Genomic DNA, 16,463 nt, shown 5'->3' with positions numbered 1-16,463 from the left:
AATACTGCTCGAGGTTCCCCGCGTGACATCACATAGACCTCCTGCCTCCTTAGGCTTTCTCGAGCTTGAGCGCGGGCTCGCGCCGGGCGAGAAACCTCCGCAAACGTATCCCGGTTCCCTGCTCAATCCAGATACTTACGACTTTCCGATCATCATCGAGACAGTGGAGGGTGCTTGGGCGGATCGCGTCATCCGAGGCGATCCGTCGCTTGAACCGGCCTACGTCACGTCAGCGCAACGCTTGGTCGAACGGGGCGCCGTTGCCGTGATCGCCAACTGTGGGTTCGCCATCCGACATCAGGCAGCGGTGGCCGCGTCGGTGAACGTACCCGTGGCGCTGTCAAGTCTCCTGCTTATACCGACCCTGCTACGTCAGCTTCCACCCGGCGCCAAGCTCGCGGTACTGACTGCCGATTCCACGCATTGCAGCGAAGGCCTATTCGGGATCGACGACCCGGCCGAGCGTGCGCGGATAGTGGTCGGCGGTATCGAAGGTGGAAAGCTCCTGGATAACGAAATGCAGCGCCCGCCGCGGCGCACGCTAGTGTCTGAAATCGAGGACGATGTCACGGCGTGCGTCACGCGACTGAGAAGGAGATATCCGCACATCGCGGCTTTTCTGTGTGAATGTACCGCATTCCCTCTGGTGTCCCCGATCATACGCCGGTTGACTGGGCTGCCTGTTTTCGACACGGTGATGCTGAGCCGAATGTTATTCACCAGCGCGGCGTGGACCGAATCATTCGAAACCAATCAGCGGACCCTCGCAGAAATAGTGAAGGACCGGGATGAAGGCGCTTATCTGGATAGGCGAGTGAAAGTCTTCACGGCGTCGCGATGGGCACCAGCGGCCGGGTCGCCAGCTCCCTCAAGCGACGCCTGTCAGTCGACGTCGACCATGAGCGATGGCAAGACATCGTAGTTATAGCGTCACCTTTAAGCGTTGGCCGTGCAGGAAAATCTGTCGGGCGAGACGCTGCACATTTGGGGGAACGGCATGACATCACCCGCACCCTGATCCTTGTCTGGATTGGCAGAGGCAGGTGGAGTGGTTCGATGAACATACGGCTTCGGCCGCTCTGATCACGGAAATGAGGCGCGAATCGCCGCAGCTGATCGGCAAGCAGGCTCAGGAGCTGGAATTTCTAGGGCGATCACGGCCTGCAACCGAAGGTCAGACGCCGGTTCGTCGCCGCGACCGACAGCATTCATAGCAGTCCGATCTACTCCAATCTGGCAAAAGGACATTGTCCCGACCTGCCAACCAACTCTAGGTCGGCGATATCACCTATGCCGCGCTACCGGCCCGCTTCGTCTACGTCGCCGTCATTCTCGACGTCTGGTCGCGCATGATCGTCGGCTACGCCATCGCCCGCGCGATCGATGCCCCCCGACGGTCGCCGTTGCGCCGCAATCGAGCGCAGAAAGCCGCCGCCAGGCCGCGTCCAGCGGCTCCCGGCCCGCAACGATCGAGGATTAACACATCCGGCAGACGAGCAAAACCGCAGCCCGATCGGTGTAACCCTAGAGCGCACTCCAGATCGCGGTCAGTTTCTGCAGTCGAGCATTGCGACCAACATCTCATGTCGACCGCCGTCATCACCGCCGCCTCGCACTCGGCGCAGCACCGAAATCGGTTGGCGACGTCTCGGCTGCCACGCTGATGGGGCACCGAGTGGGCGCCGACTCGACGCGTGACCGGCTACGGGATGCCGATCCCGAAATACCGCTTGTGGGCCACATCAAGGATGCGATTGATCAAGCTCGAATAGCTGTGCCCAGCGGCGATTGCGGCTAGGACATATTCGGATTGCATACTGAGCCCAGGCATCGTGTTGATCTCCAGCACAAAGGGTTGGCCGGAGCGGTCGATCCGGACGTCGAGGCGTGCATAGTCCCGGCACTCGCAGGCACGGAAGGTTGCAATCGAAATATCCCGCAGCAAAGTCGCAAGACTGCTCCCGACTCGCGCCGGGCAAATCGTCGACGCCTGCTCGGCAGGCAGGTACTTCGCTTCCCAAGTCAAAAGGCCAATTTCGCGTTCGCCGAAGTCGATCTCTGCGAAGGGCAACACCTCGGGTTTTCCGTTTCCCAGCAGCGCGACATGGATTTCCCGCCCATCGATGTATTCTTCCACTAGCGCATCCTGCCCATATTGCCCAATGATCATTTCGACGGCTTGCGCCAGCTGAGAGGGCTCATGCACGAGTTGCAAACCGAAGCTGTTGTCTTCACGGCGCGGCTTCACCACAAGTGGGAATCGCAAATCGCCGGTGCTGTCGGTGCCGCAGCGCATGATGCGAAAGTTCGGCGTCGGCACGCCGCAACTGCGCATGAGCGTCTTGCTGATAACTTTGTCGTCCGTCAGTCCATGCCCGAGTGGGCTCGATCCGGTGTATGGAACGCCGGCCATCTCAAGCATGCCCGGAACGTGCGTGAAACGGTAATCTCCTTGAATCCCCTCCGCCAGGTTGAAAACAAATCCTGAAGGGCGGGCTTGCGGATCGGGTGGCATGAAGCGCTCGAGCGTATTGAGCAGTCCTTTGTCGCCTTCACACAAAAGCGTTTCATGGCCGCCATCTTGCAGTGCCGCCACCGCCCTTTCGACTGTCTCGCCGGGCGGCCAAGGCTGCGGGGGCTGTGGATAAGGCTGACCGAATCGGTTGATCACGCCTGTAAAATCACGATTCCGGACGACGGCTACTCGCATGACGTACTCCTTGATGGTTCGGTTCTGCACTTCATTCGCTCGGATTTGTTTTCTCGAGGGAACAGCCCGCTTTATCCGCGCTCGCCTTCACGGAGTCCTATGCAATCCGCGTGCCACCAAGAGACGGTGCGAATAAAGGGGCAAGCGCTATGTGTCTCGCGGCGCGCCCGCGCGGGACACTTGTGCCTATGCCGCCGCTTGACTTCTGCCGAGGGACCCAGCCCGAGCCAGGCGGCGAAATCGCGACCGCACTTGAAGGGTTCCATCGGTGGCGAAAATGCCAAGGGCAGCAATAGGGCCGACACCGGGCATGGTTTGCAAGCGCCGAGATGTTGCAGCTTGCTTGGACAGCATGTCGATCGTCTTCTTCAATGCCGCGAAACGGCTGCTCAACTGTTTGATTTGGTCAAGAGCGCTGCAGATGTCGCGGACCAGATCCGGCAGGTCTGCACTCTCGTCCTCGACGATCTCTGCCAGACGTGGCAGGTGGCCGATGCCTTGCGGAACAACATAACCGAACTCCTAGAGGTGCGCGCGCAACGCATTCACCCATTCGGTTCTCTGATTCACGAACTGCTCTCTGGTGCGAAACACGATAGCCCGGGACTGCTACTCCTTGGTCTTCGGTTCGACAAAGCGCGTTGTCGGTCGTTGCGCTGCTTCGACGATCGCCTCCGCTTCGGCGACGTCGTTCTTCTGCCGCTTGACGGACGGTTTGGGACATAGGCCGGGACAATCAGTCTTGGCTCATGGCCAAGCCGAGCCATCTGACAGGTCTGTAGTGGGAGCTGCCGCACGCTTCCATTGCCACGACACATGCCGGTTGACTCGCCATGAACTTGCAAAACTGCAGGCGCGACAGCTTCTTGCGGAATACAACCGATCCATCAGCTGCCGCCCCCTGCAGCTGAATGCCGTTCTTTCCCAGATCGACCCCAATGATAGTAACTTTTCCATCGATGCCTGCCTCTCCTTTGCGTGGCGCTAACACCACCAAGTTGGCACATTGCGATGCCGTCGGAGAAGGCTGGCATCCACCCCATCAGTAAAATGGGACAGCCATGGTGCTGGTCGCGCGGCTTGGCGCAGAGCATGTTTCTTGTGCTCACGCAGATCGTCCATGTTGATCTAGCGGTTGGCGCCATCCGTTTTCGTTGGTTTCGACAGCCAATGTCCTGACGGGGGCGGCATCTCTATGTTTTGGAAAGATGAGCACGACACAGGTGCGCCGGCGGATTTCCTCGTTGAGGCCGCCCTCGTCCATCTCGGCCTCGAGCACCTCCTGCATCCGCACGGATCACTTCGTGCGGACCTGCGGGGCTGGAAGCAGAATGTCTTTGGCGGCAGCGCTGGTCGATTACCGGGGAATCAACAGGTGCGATTTTCAGAGCTGCACCGTCGACAGAAAGCGTCCATCTGGGCGGGGAGAGTCGTTAGCCATCTACTTATTAGATGGCGATTATATCGAGTCTCTATTTGCCAATTCAGCAGCTGTCGAAGAAATCTAACTTAAGACTATAAAGGGGAACCGCCACACCAATTACCTTGTGCACGCGCTGGCCATCAGTTCCAAATGGGCGCGACGAGGTGCGGGAATGCGGCGTGGCGAGGCTTAAAGGAGGACCAGAATGAATGATTGGTCTATGAATCGCCGTGCGGTCGTCAAAGCAATGCTGGTGGGATCGGTTGCCCCGTGGGTCATTAACTCAAGGGCGTTCGCTTCGTCTTGTAGCGACCATATTGTGCGTGTCGGCTCGATGGGTGCTCCCGATTCCATGAATCCATTCGCCACCTGGAGTTCGTTCTGGCCGCTTGTCTTGTCCTACGATTCGCTGGTCGGCGTTGACGCCCAGCGACACCCTGACCGGAGGGGGTTTGCGAAGGCGTGGGCCGTTGCTGATGACGGGCTCACTTGGACAATCAAGGTATGGCCCGGCATGAAGTGGTCGGACGGCCAACCCGCCACCGCCAGAGACGCCGCGTTCACCTATAATTATCTGCTTGGCTCCGTGGGCAAGCCAGACGAGCTGAATATTGGCCAAAACAGCACAGACGGCATGGAACAAGTCGCATCCGTTACGGCCATTGATGACGAAACTCTGCGGATCGTGACCAAGGCTCCTACGCGCTGGCCAATTGACAACTTCGTTCTAATGGTCCCTGAGCACGTTTGGAAGGACATCGGCTACGCGGATGCGCGCAGCACTTTTCGCAACGACCCGCCGCTGGTGGGAACTGGGCCTATGATCGTTGCGGAGTTTCAGCAAGGCCAATTTGTGCGCCTTACGCCAAACGCGTATTTTCGCACTGAGCAGCCGAAGACGGCCGGGATGATTATCCACTTCTTCACCACGCAGGATCCAATTGCCCAGGGTCTGAAGAGTGGGAGCTTCGATTGTGGGGGCGTGACAACCGCACAGTGGGCTGCCTTCTCGAAGGAGAGCGATATCGGGGTCTATGAATCTCGCGTGGAGCAGCGGGACTATCTGGCATTTAATACGGCCTCCGGGAAGGGGGCGGGCAGCACCAAGGCCCTGCAGGATCCAGCGTTTCGCGACGCGATCGGCTATGCGATCGATCAGAAAGCGATCGTGGATCGCGCCTACCGCGGGCACGCAGACCCTGGTGTCGGAATTGTGATGCCGGTAGCCGCCGACTATTACTCAGACCTAAGCGACATCAGGCGCCGCTTCGATCTAGCCGAGGCGGGTCGTCGGCTAGACGCGGCCGGATATCGGGACACGAACGGCGATGGTGTCCGGGAGGACAAGGAGGGAAAGAGCTTACAGCTTGAGCTAATCACAGGAAAGGCTTCGGGTGTGAGCGAGATTCCGATTGCAGCCGTGCAGCTTGTTGCGGGCTGGCTGGGACAAATTGGCATTCCCGTGTCGGTGACCCAGCTCGATTCCGGTGCGCTCACAGCCCGCACGACAGCGCCGACGGACGGCGGCGGAAGCTGGGATCTGCTAATCGCCAGCAACTGGCTGTCTTCCTCGCCTCACGACCTGCTCGTCTTGGGCAGTAGCAAGTCCATCGGCCTCACTAACAGATCGTACTGGACAAATGAGAAGTTCGACGCGCTCCTGACTGAGGTCGACCGTACCGTCGACCTGAAGAGGAGCCAGGAGCTGGTCGATCAGGCAGCGCGCCTCATCTATGCTGAGGCGCCGTATATCATTCTGAGTCACCCCTTAACGCTCGGTGCCTATCGTAAGGACTGCTTCCAGGGCTGGGGACCGGAGGACGCGATATCGGATTGGAGCTATTTCCCGTTCGATCGGTTGAGGCCGATCTAACGTGGCTGGCAACGCACAGGAAGGGCGAACAAGCCGCATTGGGAATGTCCTGATCAGGGCGGCCATAACTCTTTCGATGGTGGCCACACTGAACTTCGTCCTGTTCAGGGTCATTCCCGGTGACCCTGCAGCGCTTCTGCTTGGCGGTGCTCGGATGAGCGTGTCCGCTGAACGGATCGAGGCGCAGCGCCAGAACTGGGGACTCGACCGGCCGCTTTTCCCGGACCAGATACTTGACTACCTGTCGGCAACTCTACATGGCGATCTCGGCTACAGCTTCAAGTTCAGGGGTAGACTTGTCTCTGACCTTATTTGGGAGCGCTTGCCGGCCACCATCGCCCTGGTTGGCTTGGCCCAATTAATCGCCATGCTATGCGGTGTCATGCTTGGGCTCTATGCGGGTTGGCGCAGAGGAGGAGCTGTCGACCGTATCGCCATGGGAGCATCTCTAGCGCTCTATTCTACGCCGTCTTTCTGGCTTGCTATGGTACTAGTAGTCATTTTTAGCACGGCATTGGGGTGGTTTCCGGGTTATGGCATCTATTCACCCGGCGCTAGCATAGGTTCAACTGATAAGATCCTAGACTACTTGCGACATCTCGCACTTCCGGTCGCCGCGGTAGCCCTTGGGCTGATCGGGCAATACGTTGTGGTCGCGCGTGCAGCGATGAGTGACGTCGTTACTGAGGACTACATGGTGACCGCACGCGCCAAGGGACTTACCAACGGTCAGATGCTGATGCGCCATGCATTTCGTAACGCAATGCTGCCGCTCGTGACCTTGATCACTCTCAATCTTGGCTACGTGGTCGCTGGTGCGATCACCGTCGAAGCCGTCTTCGCCTGGCCGGGAATTGGTGGTCTCACGGTCGAAGCGCTCAACGCGCGGGACTACCCAGTTCTTCAAGGGATATTCCTGTTGCTTGGTGTATCGATCGTTGTCGCGAACCTCCTAGCCGATCTTGCCTACGGCATTCTTGATCCGCGAATCCGGCAATGAGTGAAAGTATCGTGCGATATTCCTCGCGTAGCCGGGCGAGAGCGATCAAGAGCTTTCTATCCAATCTTCTTGGTCACGCCGGGGCTCAGCTCGGCCTGTTGTGTCTGGTGTTTTTCCTTGTCCTCTCTGCTGTGCCCAATATCCTCGTAGGTCCACTTGAGACCGTAGCCACCGCAACTGGTGATTTCCTCGTTCCACCATCAAGCCAGCATCTGCTGGGGACCGATGAGGTGGGGCGTGACGTGCTCAATCTGGTCGTCCATGGTGCCCGGATATCGCTCACGATCGCGCTGCTGGCGACCGTCATCAGCCTCGTCGTCGGCACTACGGTTGGTATCATTGCTGGCTACTACGGTGGCAGAGTTGACGTCTGGCTGATGCGGCTGACGGATTTCTTTTTCGTCATGCCGTCCTTCGTCCTTGCGCTGGTCATCACACCCGTGGTGCTCGAAGTAATGGGGCGGGGCAGAGAAATCCTCGGCTTCCGTCCTTCCCTCTTCGTGATCCTTGTCGTCATCGGCATAACAAGCTGGGCGTTTGTCGCCCGTATCGTTCGCAGTCAGACACTATCGCTTAAGGAGCGAACATTCATTGATCGCGCACGAGTTGTGGGCAGCAGCAATTTGAGCATCATGGTGCGGCATATCCTCCCCAATCTCGTTCCGCAAATCGCAGCGAATGGTGCGCTGGTCGTCGCTGGCGCAATCTATGTCGAGACGTCGCTCTCGTTCCTCGGGCTTGGCGACCCATTGCAGCCTTCATGGGGCACTTTGCTTTCGCTCGCTCAGCGCGCCGGTGCGGCCAGTACCGGAGCTTGGTGGTACCTCGGCGCCCCCGGGCTGTGCGCCCTCGCGGTTTCCCTTAGCTTCGTCCTGGTCGGCAATGCCCTCGACGACACGTTCAATCCACGGCAGAGGGTGATCCCATGACAAACCTCTCCCAAGACAAGGCATCGCTTTTGGAAGTCGACGGGCTTTCTGTTGAGTATCGGCTCAAGGGCGTTTCATTGCGAGCGATCGACCGCGTGAGCTTCGCGCTCCAGGCTGGAGAGGCCGTTGGCCTCGTCGGTGAATCGGGCAGTGGCAAGACTACCACCGCCATGGCGATCGCTGGTCTACTATCGCCCAATGCACGGGTCAGCGGCGGCCAAGTGCGCTATCGTGGTAACCTGCTGTCGATCGACAATGATGCGGCGATGCGGCCACATCGCTGGACCGAGACGTCCGTCGTTTTCCAGGGCGCGATGAATGCGCTCAATCCCGTTCACCGCATTATCAAGCAAATCGCCGAGCCATGCATCCTGAAGCTCGGCATGTCGCGTGCCGAGGCGACCGCGCGGGCACGGGAGGTTCTAGAACTCGTCGGCATTCCGACGGATCGCGGCACTGCCTATCCCCACGAGTTGTCGGGCGGTATGCGTCAAAGAGTGATGATTGCCATGGCGCTCGCATGTCGCCCCTCGATCATCATCGGTGACGAGCCGACCACGGCGCTCGACGTCATCACACAGGCTCAGATCCTCAAGCTGTTGGGGAAGTTGCGATCGCAGCTTAACCTAGCGCTCATTTTAATCACCCACGACCTGTCTGTCGTCGCTGAGTCGTGTGATCGCGTGATGATCATGTACGCCGGCCGGATAGTCGAGGATGGAACCGTCGCGGAGATCTTCGCTAAGCCCAAACATCCCTACACTCGCCTGCTGATCGAATCGATCCCCAACCCGGCGAGCGGCATACGGATAATTCGCCCTATCCCCGGTGATCCTCCCAACTTAATGAATCGACCGTCAGGCTGCGCCTTCCATCCACGTTGCCCGTCAGCAACGGGGGTCTGCACGACCGAAGTTCCCAGCCTCGAAAAGTTCGGGTGGGGACGCGTCGCCTGTCACCTTCACCGTTCCTCGCAAGAAGGCAGGGTTGCAGTTCATGCCTGACACCTCCGACATCCTGAGTCTCGAGAGCCTGAAGGTCCATTTTCCTATCCAGGGCGGACTGTTCGACCGGGTCCTGGGGCGATCTGCCGGGGCGGTGCGTGCGGCGGATGGAGTCGACCTCAACATTGGACGAGGTGAAATCGTCGCCCTGGTTGGAGAATCCGGAAGCGGCAAGACGACAGTGGGCCGCGTCATCACCAAGCTAGCCCAGCCCACAGGAGGCAGGTTGCTGTTTGAGGGCCGCGATATGACGTCTGCAAAGGGCTTCTCGGCTCTGCGTCCCTACCGGCGACGCGTGCAAATGATCTTTCAGGATGCTTATCAGGCGCTCAACCCGCGACACACCGTGTTCGACAGTGTGGCAGAGCCGTTGCGCTCCCTGCGGCTGGTCAAGAACCATGCTCAACTCACAGAAAGGGTCAGCGAAGCGCTTTCGGCGGCCGGGCTCAATCCTCCCGGTGATTTCTTCGCCCGCTTCCCACACGAACTCTCCGGCGGCCAGCGCCAGCGCGTCGTGATTGCCGGAGCGCTTGCCGTGAAGCCGGAGCTCATCGTTGCCGACGAGCCCGTGTCGATGCTCGATGTATCGATACGCGCACAAATTCTTCAGGTCCTGGTTGACCTGCGCGCCAAGCACAACATGGCGCTACTGTTCATCACCCACGACCTGCCGCTCGCCTGGCTGATCGCCGACCGGATTGCAGTCTTATATCTTGGGAGATTGGTCGAGATCGGCAGCGCCGATGACATCACATTCAACCCCCGGCATCCCTATACGGTCGCGTTGCGCAACGCCACGCCGCAGATTCGCAGCGACGCAAGTCGCTTCGAGCTGCCGGCGTTGCAAGGAGAGGTTCCAAGCGCCGCACGCGTGCCGAAGGGCTGTCGTTTCCATCCTCGCTGCCCGCTTGCTTTCGACCGGTGCAAGGAGGAGGAGCCGCCGGCCATCGAAGTCGGGCCGCAGCATATGTCCGCATGCTGGCTGCCGACGTCAGGTGCGAAAGCAGAATTGTCGACACCCAACCTGAAAAGTGCCGACCATGGTTCCGTCTGACAGTAAGTAATAATAGGGCACTCGAAGCGCTATTCTGCCAGAACGGAATTAACGGATGTTGGTAATAACGCACCGTGGCTCGTTAAACGGTTTACACTATATCGCCTAGGAGCAACATTGATGCACAAACTGTCTGCTCGCGGACTGCCGCGCCAATTCCTTGCTCTTTTTTCCTGAGGGCCTTGTGATGGTAGACAAGCACCTGCAGCCACCGCTTCCTCGTTCCGAGGCACGGATCCGGGTCCTTCATGGCGACGTCACGATAGACTCGTATGGCTGGCTCAGGGACTGGGAGAATCCCGACGTCCGCGCGTATCTTGAAGCCGAGAACAGCTACGCGGAGCAAGCGACAGCCCACCTGGAAGGGCTCAAGGCGGAACTTATCGCCGAGATCGAAGGGCGTCACACCTGCGAGGGCGCCCCACCAACCTTCCAGGTTGGGCCTTTCGAGTACTTCGAAAGACACGGGCGGGGCCTGTCTCATCCTGCGTGGTGGCGCCGGCCGGTGACCGGAGGCTCGGCCGAGCTTGTTCTCGACCCGAACGCGATCCCGGGGGCCGAGATCTTCTATTCGCTCGGTGTCTTCGAGCCGAGTGACGACGGGCGTTACGTGGCGTTCAGCTTCGATGTCATCGGGGACGAGAACTTCGAGCTTAGGGTGCGGGACATAGAGACCGGCCATGACGTCTGGACGGGCTCGAGGCGGGCTGGGATGGTTACTTGGACCGCGGACGGCAACACGCTCTTTTTCACGCGGGAGCGGGCGGACCGGCGGCGGCAACGCCATGAGCTTATACGCCTGGACGTCAACGATTCGCACTCTGAGGTAGTGTTCGAGGAGGCGGACGAGCGACTGAACTTGCGGATTTGGCGCTCTGATAGCGGCGCCTGGCTGCTTTTGGACGTTATGGACAACGCCGGGGCGGTGGAGGTGTGGTGCCTTCCTGCCGACCAGCCGGGCGTTGGGTGGCGCCGGATTGTGGCGCGTGATCTTGGCCACCATGTCTTTGCCGAGCACTGGGGCGACAGGTTCTTGTTTCGGGTAAACGACGCTGGACCCTACTGGCGGCTCGTGTGTGCGCCGATAGGTGACCCGTCACCATCGTGCTGGGAGGAGGTCATCCCGCATCGAGCGGGCGTGACGCTTGAGGAGGTCCACGTGCTCGACCAGCACCTGGTTGTCCTGGAACGAGAGGGCCTTCGTCCTCGCCTCGTCTCGCATAACCGAAGCGGGGGGGTCGCCGCCACGATCGTTCCCGACGAGCCGAGCTGCACTCTTAAGGTCGGCTTGTCTGCAGGGGGTAGCTATTCGGTCGCACGGCATCCGTTCCGAAGCTCGAAGTTGGTCTACTCGGTTAGCTCATTCGTGACGCCCGACACGTTTGTAGAGCATGATCTCGCCGACGACCGATCGGCAGTCCTGTACCAGGCCCGCGTTCCCGGATATGACCCGGCTCAATACGTGGCGACGGTCGTCATGGCGCAGGCGGAAGACGGGGTGGATATACCAATTTCGCTCGTCGCGCGGCGCGATCGAACCACCCCAGGGCCGGTGTTATTGAATGTCTACGGCTGTTATGGAAAACCGAGATGGCCCTCGTTTTTCACTTGGCCCTCATCCATGACCAAACGTTTGAGCCTGCTCGATCGCGGAGTTGCTTTCGGCATCGTGCACGTACGGGGAGGCGGGGAGCTTGGACGTCCGTGGCACGAGGCGGCTACCCGCGATCGAAAACGTATCACCCACACAGATCTGATCGTCGCTGTCGAGGCGCTTGTTAGGCAGGGGGTCGCCACCGGCGACGGCATCGTCATTGAGGGAGCGAGCGCTGGCGGGGGTACCGTGCTTGCCACGGCCGACTTGCGGCCCGACTACATCATAGATACCGAGCTGGACTTCACGATGCCGTACGCGCTGCCGGAAATAGCGGAGTACGGCGATCCCCACATAGCCGACGAATATCGGCACCTGCGCAGCTACGATCCTTACTACAACCTCAGTGCCGATCGCCCGCGCCCGCCAACTTACGTCGACGCCGCGCTCGACGACAGCCAGGTGCTCTACTACCAGCCTGCTCGGTACGTTGCCCAGCGACGTTCCTTTACGGCCGGTCGAGACCCAGGTCTTGTTTTCCACATGCGTATGGTCGGTGGCCACGGCGGCGCTTCACATGGGCCTAGTGTAGCCGAAGAAGCAGCACTTCGTATGGCTTGGATTCTAGACCAGGTCCGATGCTCGGGCAATTAGGCATTTCTATGTTACAATCGGAATCAAAGCTAGGGTCAGGACCCATAATCTATTGAGTTGATATCTGTTTGGTGATTCAGGGTGGCAGGAGGTGCTGCCTTGAGTGATTTGCTGATGTTGACGCCGGAGCAGATGCGCCGGATCGAGTCCTATTTTCCTTTGTCGCATGGTGTTCCGCGTGTGGATGACCGCCGGGTGCTGAGCGGCATCCTGTTCGTGATCCGAAATGGCCTTCGCTGGCGAGATGTCCCTTCCGACTACGGTCCGTACAAGACCATCTACAACCGCTTCATCCGCTGGAGTCGGCTGGGTGTGTTCAACCGCATCCTAGCGGAACTGGCCGCGCAGGGCGGCGAAACGGACAATCTGATGATCGATGCCACCCATCTCAAAGCGCACCGCACTGCCGCCAGCCTCCTTAAAAAACTCTATCCCGATGTATCGGACGCAGCCGAGGCGGACTGACCACCAAGGGACGTCCGCGGCTGCTGCATCTGAGCGAAGGGCAGACCAATGATCACAAGACTGCTGCGGCCGTGATCGAGGATTTGCCCGCCGCCAACGCCCTGCTGGCCGATCGGGCCTACAGTTCAGCGGCCTTCCGCCAGGCGCTCGTCGAGCGCGGTATCAGGCCATGCATCCCACCCCATGCCAAGCATCGTGTTCAGCACAGCTATGATCCTGTCCGATACCGGCAACGTCACAGGATCGAGAACATGTTCGCACGCCTCAAAGACTGGCGACGCATCCACACCAGATACGACCGATGTGCTCACACCTTCCTGTCGGCTATCGCCTTCGCTGCAGCCTTCATCTTCTGGATCAATGAGTCCTGACCTAGCTACATGTTTGATCCGGGGCTTTGATGGGGCATCCTTATCTTTCGAATCAAAGGATGCCCTATGGACCAAGTTCTCCATGGGAGCGCCATAACGAAATCAAAGGCGTGCCTTGCCATCATTCATCTCGCTGCTGCCATCAAAGTCTAACGCCTTATTCCTAGGGGTCGTAGGTAACAAGGAAGAATTCAGATACCGTCTTGTGCAACCAGCACCTAGGCGGGTTAAGACTTCGTGTGGGCTGAGGCCCACAGCTTCTGCAAGGTCATCTAAGGTAAAATCATTTCCCAGTAATTCCACAAAGTTACCTGGCCCACAAAGCGCTTCTGGAACATCTGTTATATCAATTGTCATGTTCTCCATGCATATTGTTCCGATTAGAGGGGCCGAATAACCTGCGAACCGAGCTGATATCTTGTTCGCGCAGGCCCATGGAAGGCCATGTGTGTAGCCGATCCCGACGGTCGCTACGCGGGTAGCTCGACCCGTACGAAATGTCGCACCGTAGCCAACAGCCTCCCGCCTAGCGACATTGCGCACGTCGAGTATTTTCGCTCGGAGCCTTGCAACCGCTTGCAGCGGATTTGGTCGAATGCCAGCATCGTTGAGCCCGTACAGGGCTGAGCCCACCCGTACCATGTCGAAATGATAGGATTTACCTAGCCAGATACCGGCGGACGCTGCGAGACTGCCGCAGGTGGGCTTAATCAGATCGTAGATCGCCCGGAAGCGGTTCCGTTGCAACACATTAGTTGGGTCCGCAACGGTTTCGCTGCACGCTAGATGGCTGAGTACGACCGAAGGGGGATACATGTCGAACGTACCAGAAAAATACGCGCGACGCACGTCCGCAATGGCGAGCCCAAAGCGGGAAAATCCCGTTTCCACGTTAAGAAAATATGTCTTCGTTCCTGTTGCAATAACGGCTTCCAATTCGGCGCAATTGTTCACAACCGGTATGAGGTTATTGGATTGGTAGAATCTACCAAATTTCGCGAAATCATCGCAAAAAACCGCGATTGCCTCGTCTACATGGGACGATCTTAGAAGCAGCGCTTCCTCAAGATTGCCGACGAAGAGCAGATCGCAGCCGACATGAATAAGCGCCCTTGCAATCTCTACAACACCAAGTCCATAGGCGTCGCTCTTGACGACAGCGGCGACCCTTACGCCTAACCCAACGAGGGCCGTGATGGCCCGGAAGTTCGCCTGAATAGCCCCAAGATTGATTTCAAATATAGCATTTCTGGGGCGAACTAACGGCAACATCTTTTGCTCTCCAACAGTCCCGTTTTTTATAAACCTCGCCGCCCCGCGATGCAGCCTACTATCCTAGGTAGGCGCGCGAGCTGAGATTGCCGTTTAAAAAGGGGCGCCGTCGAAGCACGGATTAGACACTGGTTAAAGCGGACTGAGACGCAAGCAGTCGCTTCGGCAGGGCACTTGCACGCAGATGACAAAGCATAGTCGTTCAACTGACTAGTAAGCTGTGTTCTGGATAGGGCAGTTGCTGCGCAGCTCTTCGTGCCAAAATCCGCCACAAGCTACTGCTGGTTTCACGCAGTCAGGGCGAAAATCTCGGCACCGGCTGCGAATACAAGGTATTGCGTAAGCTTAGATCAATCAATTTTTGTTAAGGGGTTGGCATGAGCGAACAATCTGAGATCCTTTACGTTAGTGAGCCGAACCTTGACCCGGCCGAATTCTGCCGCGTGTTGGCCGAATCCGGCTTCGGGGCGACCCATGGCGAGCTTCGGCTGCATGCGATGCTCCGCCAAGCCGACTTGGTGCTGACGGCCCGGCTCCATCGGCCGGGGCGGAAGCTGGTCGGAGTACTTCGATGCGTTACTGACTTTTCCTGGATCTGCTACGTCTCCGAGCTTGCCGTATCGGCGTCGGCGCAAGGCCTCGGCATCGGCAAGGGCCTCCTGTATGAAGCCCGCCGGCAACTCGGGCCTGCTGTGGCCATAGCTTTGATCTCTACACCCAACTCTGTCGGCTTCTATGAAGGGATTGGATTGACGCGCATTTCAGACGCATTCTGGTTAATGCGCGAATGCTAACCCAAATGAGGTGAGTACGACGTTGCAATGTCCACCTATACAATAATTCGACGTTCGTCGAATGCTTGCCGGAATACGGGGTGCATGTGTCTGACGCCGGCCATCTGAAAACGCGATGGGACCGTCCGGGACATTATGTTGGCGAACTCAAGATCAAGTGGTGCATAGTCGGCGCAGCAAATCCAACTGCCATCAACGATGTCCGAAAATCGAGCGAAGTGAAATGCAGATCAAAGACGTCCTCCTTGCGCCTGGCAATGGCGCTTTTTTCTATGACGATCAGGGTGCCATCAGGGCCGGCGCGCCCCAGGACGGTTTCGTCTATAGCGGCGAGGCGACAGCGATTGGGTTCACGTCCATCCGCGTTCCGGCATCTTCGCTCAGCATCGGGCTTGCTCTCACCGACGGGGCCGTGGTTTGGGGTGACATGATGAGCGTTCAATATTCTGGTGCTGGAGGACGAGATCCTTTGTTTGAGAGTGCTCAAATCTCGGAGTTAACCTCGCGTATAGTCGTGCCCCGGCTTCTCAATGTCGACGTATCTCGTTATCTCGATGCCTGTGCAAAGGTTTTTGAGCCTCTCCAGCACCAGCGGTTACCTCTCGCGATTGAGTATGGCGTTAGCCAGGCGCTCCTTCGCGCCTCGGCCCATCTTCAAAGTACCACGATGGCGGAAGTCGTTTGCAGTGAATTTAACCTGCCGCTGCCAATTCGCAGGGTTCCGATCTACTGCCAAAGCGGCGATGCTCGCGAAATCAACGTCGACAAAATGATCTTGAAAGCGGTAGATATACTTCCCCACGGCCTGATCAACTCACGGCAGAAATTCGGCGTCGAGGGCCAGGCCTTCATGGAGTTCGTGAAGTGGGTTGCGGCGCGGACGCGCGAAATTGGCCGCCCGGGGTATCATCCGGTGCTGCATTTCGATGTGTATGGCTGGATCGGCCAGGAAATCAGCCTGGAGCCGCAACTCATCGCCGACTTTATCTGCAGGGTCGCCGACGCTGTTCCGGGTTTCACCCTCAATGTCGAGTCCCCGGCGGATTTTGGTTCGACGCAAGCTCAAATTGAGAACTACGCCAAGATCGTATCAATTTTGGACAACCGGGGTTCCACCGCTCGCATTGTCGTGGACGAAAGGTGCAACACGCTCGAGGATATTCGGCTCTTTGCCGAAGCGAAGGCCGCGCATCTCATTCAAATCAAGACGCCTGATGTCGGCTCATTGGCTGACACGGCACGTGCAGTGCTCCTGTGTAAGGAGAACAAGGTAGGCGCGTACGTTGGAGGAAGCTGTACCGAGACAGATCTCTCTGCCCA

At 58.5% G+C, this 16,463-nt stretch carries 12 protein-coding genes and 2 pseudogenes; 11 read left to right on the top strand and 3 right to left on the bottom strand.

Annotated elements, in window-relative coordinates; translation table 11 throughout:
• The first annotated feature begins 22 nt into the window (after positions 1–22).
• On the top strand, positions 23–922 hold the full coding sequence (locus tag EOB49_RS36960; protein ID WP_245466449.1) for a hypothetical protein: 900 nt from the start codon (positions 23–25) through the stop codon (positions 920–922).
• 780 nt (positions 923–1,702) lie between these two features.
• Here EOB49_RS36960 and EOB49_RS22040 read toward each other — a convergent pair.
• Positions 1,703–2,710: a hypothetical protein gene (locus EOB49_RS22040; protein ID WP_126080659.1), complete on the bottom strand. Its 1,008-nt coding sequence runs from the start codon at positions 2,708–2,710 to the stop codon at positions 1,703–1,705.
• Positions 2,711–2,962: 252 nt separating this feature from the next.
• On the opposite strand from EOB49_RS22040, the gene EOB49_RS22035 reads away from it, so the two are divergent.
• Entirely contained in the window at positions 2,963–3,436 is a 474-nt protein-coding gene (locus EOB49_RS22035; protein WP_126080660.1) for a hypothetical protein, read from the top strand.
• 402 nt (positions 3,437–3,838) lie between these two features.
• Here the strand turns inward: EOB49_RS22035 and EOB49_RS37835 are convergent.
• Positions 3,839–3,959, bottom strand: a pseudogene (locus EOB49_RS37835) (IS256 family transposase); the annotation flags it as partial.
• Between the two features lie 379 nt (positions 3,960–4,338).
• Between EOB49_RS37835 and EOB49_RS22030 the strand changes: the two are divergent.
• From EOB49_RS22030 to EOB49_RS22000, 7 genes and pseudogenes are all read left to right on the top strand, one after another.
• On the top strand, positions 4,339–6,006 hold the full coding sequence (locus tag EOB49_RS22030; RefSeq protein ID WP_127330822.1) for an ABC transporter substrate-binding protein: 1,668 nt from the start codon (positions 4,339–4,341) through the stop codon (positions 6,004–6,006).
• Between the two features lies 1 nt (position 6,007).
• Positions 6,008–7,006 (top strand): ABC transporter permease, encoded by a 999-nt coding sequence (locus EOB49_RS22025; protein ID WP_281013029.1) that lies wholly within the window; start codon positions 6,008–6,010, stop codon positions 7,004–7,006.
• On the top strand, positions 7,003–7,935 hold the full coding sequence (locus tag EOB49_RS22020) for an ABC transporter permease (protein ID WP_126080661.1): 933 nt from the start codon (positions 7,003–7,005) through the stop codon (positions 7,933–7,935). The genes EOB49_RS22025 and EOB49_RS22020 overlap by 4 nt, the downstream gene beginning before the upstream one ends.
• On the top strand, positions 7,932–8,939 hold the full coding sequence (locus EOB49_RS22015) for an ABC transporter ATP-binding protein (RefSeq protein WP_126080662.1): 1,008 nt from the start codon (positions 7,932–7,934) through the stop codon (positions 8,937–8,939). Before EOB49_RS22020 ends, EOB49_RS22015 begins: the two co-directional genes overlap by 4 nt.
• Entirely contained in the window at positions 8,932–9,993 is a 1,062-nt protein-coding gene (locus EOB49_RS22010) for an ABC transporter ATP-binding protein (RefSeq protein WP_126080663.1), read from the top strand. Before EOB49_RS22015 ends, EOB49_RS22010 begins: the two co-directional genes overlap by 8 nt.
• A gap of 187 nt (positions 9,994–10,180) precedes the next feature.
• The gene (locus tag EOB49_RS22005) at positions 10,181–12,241 is read left to right on the top strand and encodes a S9 family peptidase (RefSeq protein ID WP_127382224.1); all 2,061 of its coding nucleotides are present in this window, start codon (positions 10,181–10,183) and stop codon (positions 12,239–12,241) included.
• A gap of 99 nt (positions 12,242–12,340) precedes the next feature.
• Positions 12,341–13,077: pseudogene (locus EOB49_RS22000) on the top strand (IS5 family transposase).
• 102 nt (positions 13,078–13,179) lie between these two features.
• Here the strand turns inward: EOB49_RS22000 and alr are convergent.
• The gene (gene alr, locus EOB49_RS21995; RefSeq protein WP_126080665.1) at positions 13,180–14,349 is read right to left on the bottom strand and encodes an alanine racemase; all 1,170 of its coding nucleotides are present in this window, start codon (positions 14,347–14,349) and stop codon (positions 13,180–13,182) included.
• Positions 14,350–14,726: 377 nt separating this feature from the next.
• Between alr and EOB49_RS21990 the strand changes: the two genes are divergently transcribed.
• Positions 14,727–15,143: a GNAT family N-acetyltransferase gene (locus tag EOB49_RS21990; protein ID WP_126080666.1), complete on the top strand. Its 417-nt coding sequence runs from the start codon at positions 14,727–14,729 to the stop codon at positions 15,141–15,143.
• A gap of 223 nt (positions 15,144–15,366) precedes the next feature.
• On the top strand, positions 15,367–16,463 hold a 1,097-nt coding region (locus EOB49_RS21985), incomplete at its 3' end, for a methylaspartate ammonia-lyase (protein ID WP_127382223.1).

Origin of the sequence: Mesorhizobium sp. M7A.F.Ca.MR.148.00.0.0 (assembly GCF_003997735.1) — a bacterium.
Classification (GTDB): Bacteria; Pseudomonadota; Alphaproteobacteria; order Rhizobiales; family Rhizobiaceae; genus Mesorhizobium.
The sequence above is the reverse complement of the archived record's forward strand: the minus strand, read 5'-3'. Positions and strand labels throughout refer to the sequence as shown.

Excerpts from the sequence above, each read along its gene's own strand:
- EOB49_RS22030 (WP_127330822.1), top strand. The coding sequence starts at position 4,339 with ATGAATGATTGGTCTATGAATCGCCGTGCGGTCGTCAAAGCAATGCTG.
- EOB49_RS22040 (WP_126080659.1), bottom strand. The coding sequence starts at position 2,710 with ATGCGAGTAGCCGTCGTCCGGAATCGTGATTTTACAGGCGTGATCAAC.
- EOB49_RS22020 (WP_126080661.1), top strand. The coding sequence starts at position 7,003 with ATGAGTGAAAGTATCGTGCGATATTCCTCGCGTAGCCGGGCGAGAGCG.
- EOB49_RS22015 (WP_126080662.1), top strand. The coding sequence starts at position 7,932 with ATGACAAACCTCTCCCAAGACAAGGCATCGCTTTTGGAAGTCGACGGG.
- EOB49_RS22010 (WP_126080663.1), top strand. The coding sequence starts at position 8,932 with ATGCCTGACACCTCCGACATCCTGAGTCTCGAGAGCCTGAAGGTCCAT.
- alr (WP_126080665.1), bottom strand. The coding sequence starts at position 14,349 with ATGTTGCCGTTAGTTCGCCCCAGAAATGCTATATTTGAAATCAATCTT.
- EOB49_RS21990 (WP_126080666.1), top strand. The coding sequence starts at position 14,727 with ATGAGCGAACAATCTGAGATCCTTTACGTTAGTGAGCCGAACCTTGAC.
- EOB49_RS22005 (WP_127382224.1), top strand. The coding sequence starts at position 10,181 with ATGGTAGACAAGCACCTGCAGCCACCGCTTCCTCGTTCCGAGGCACGG.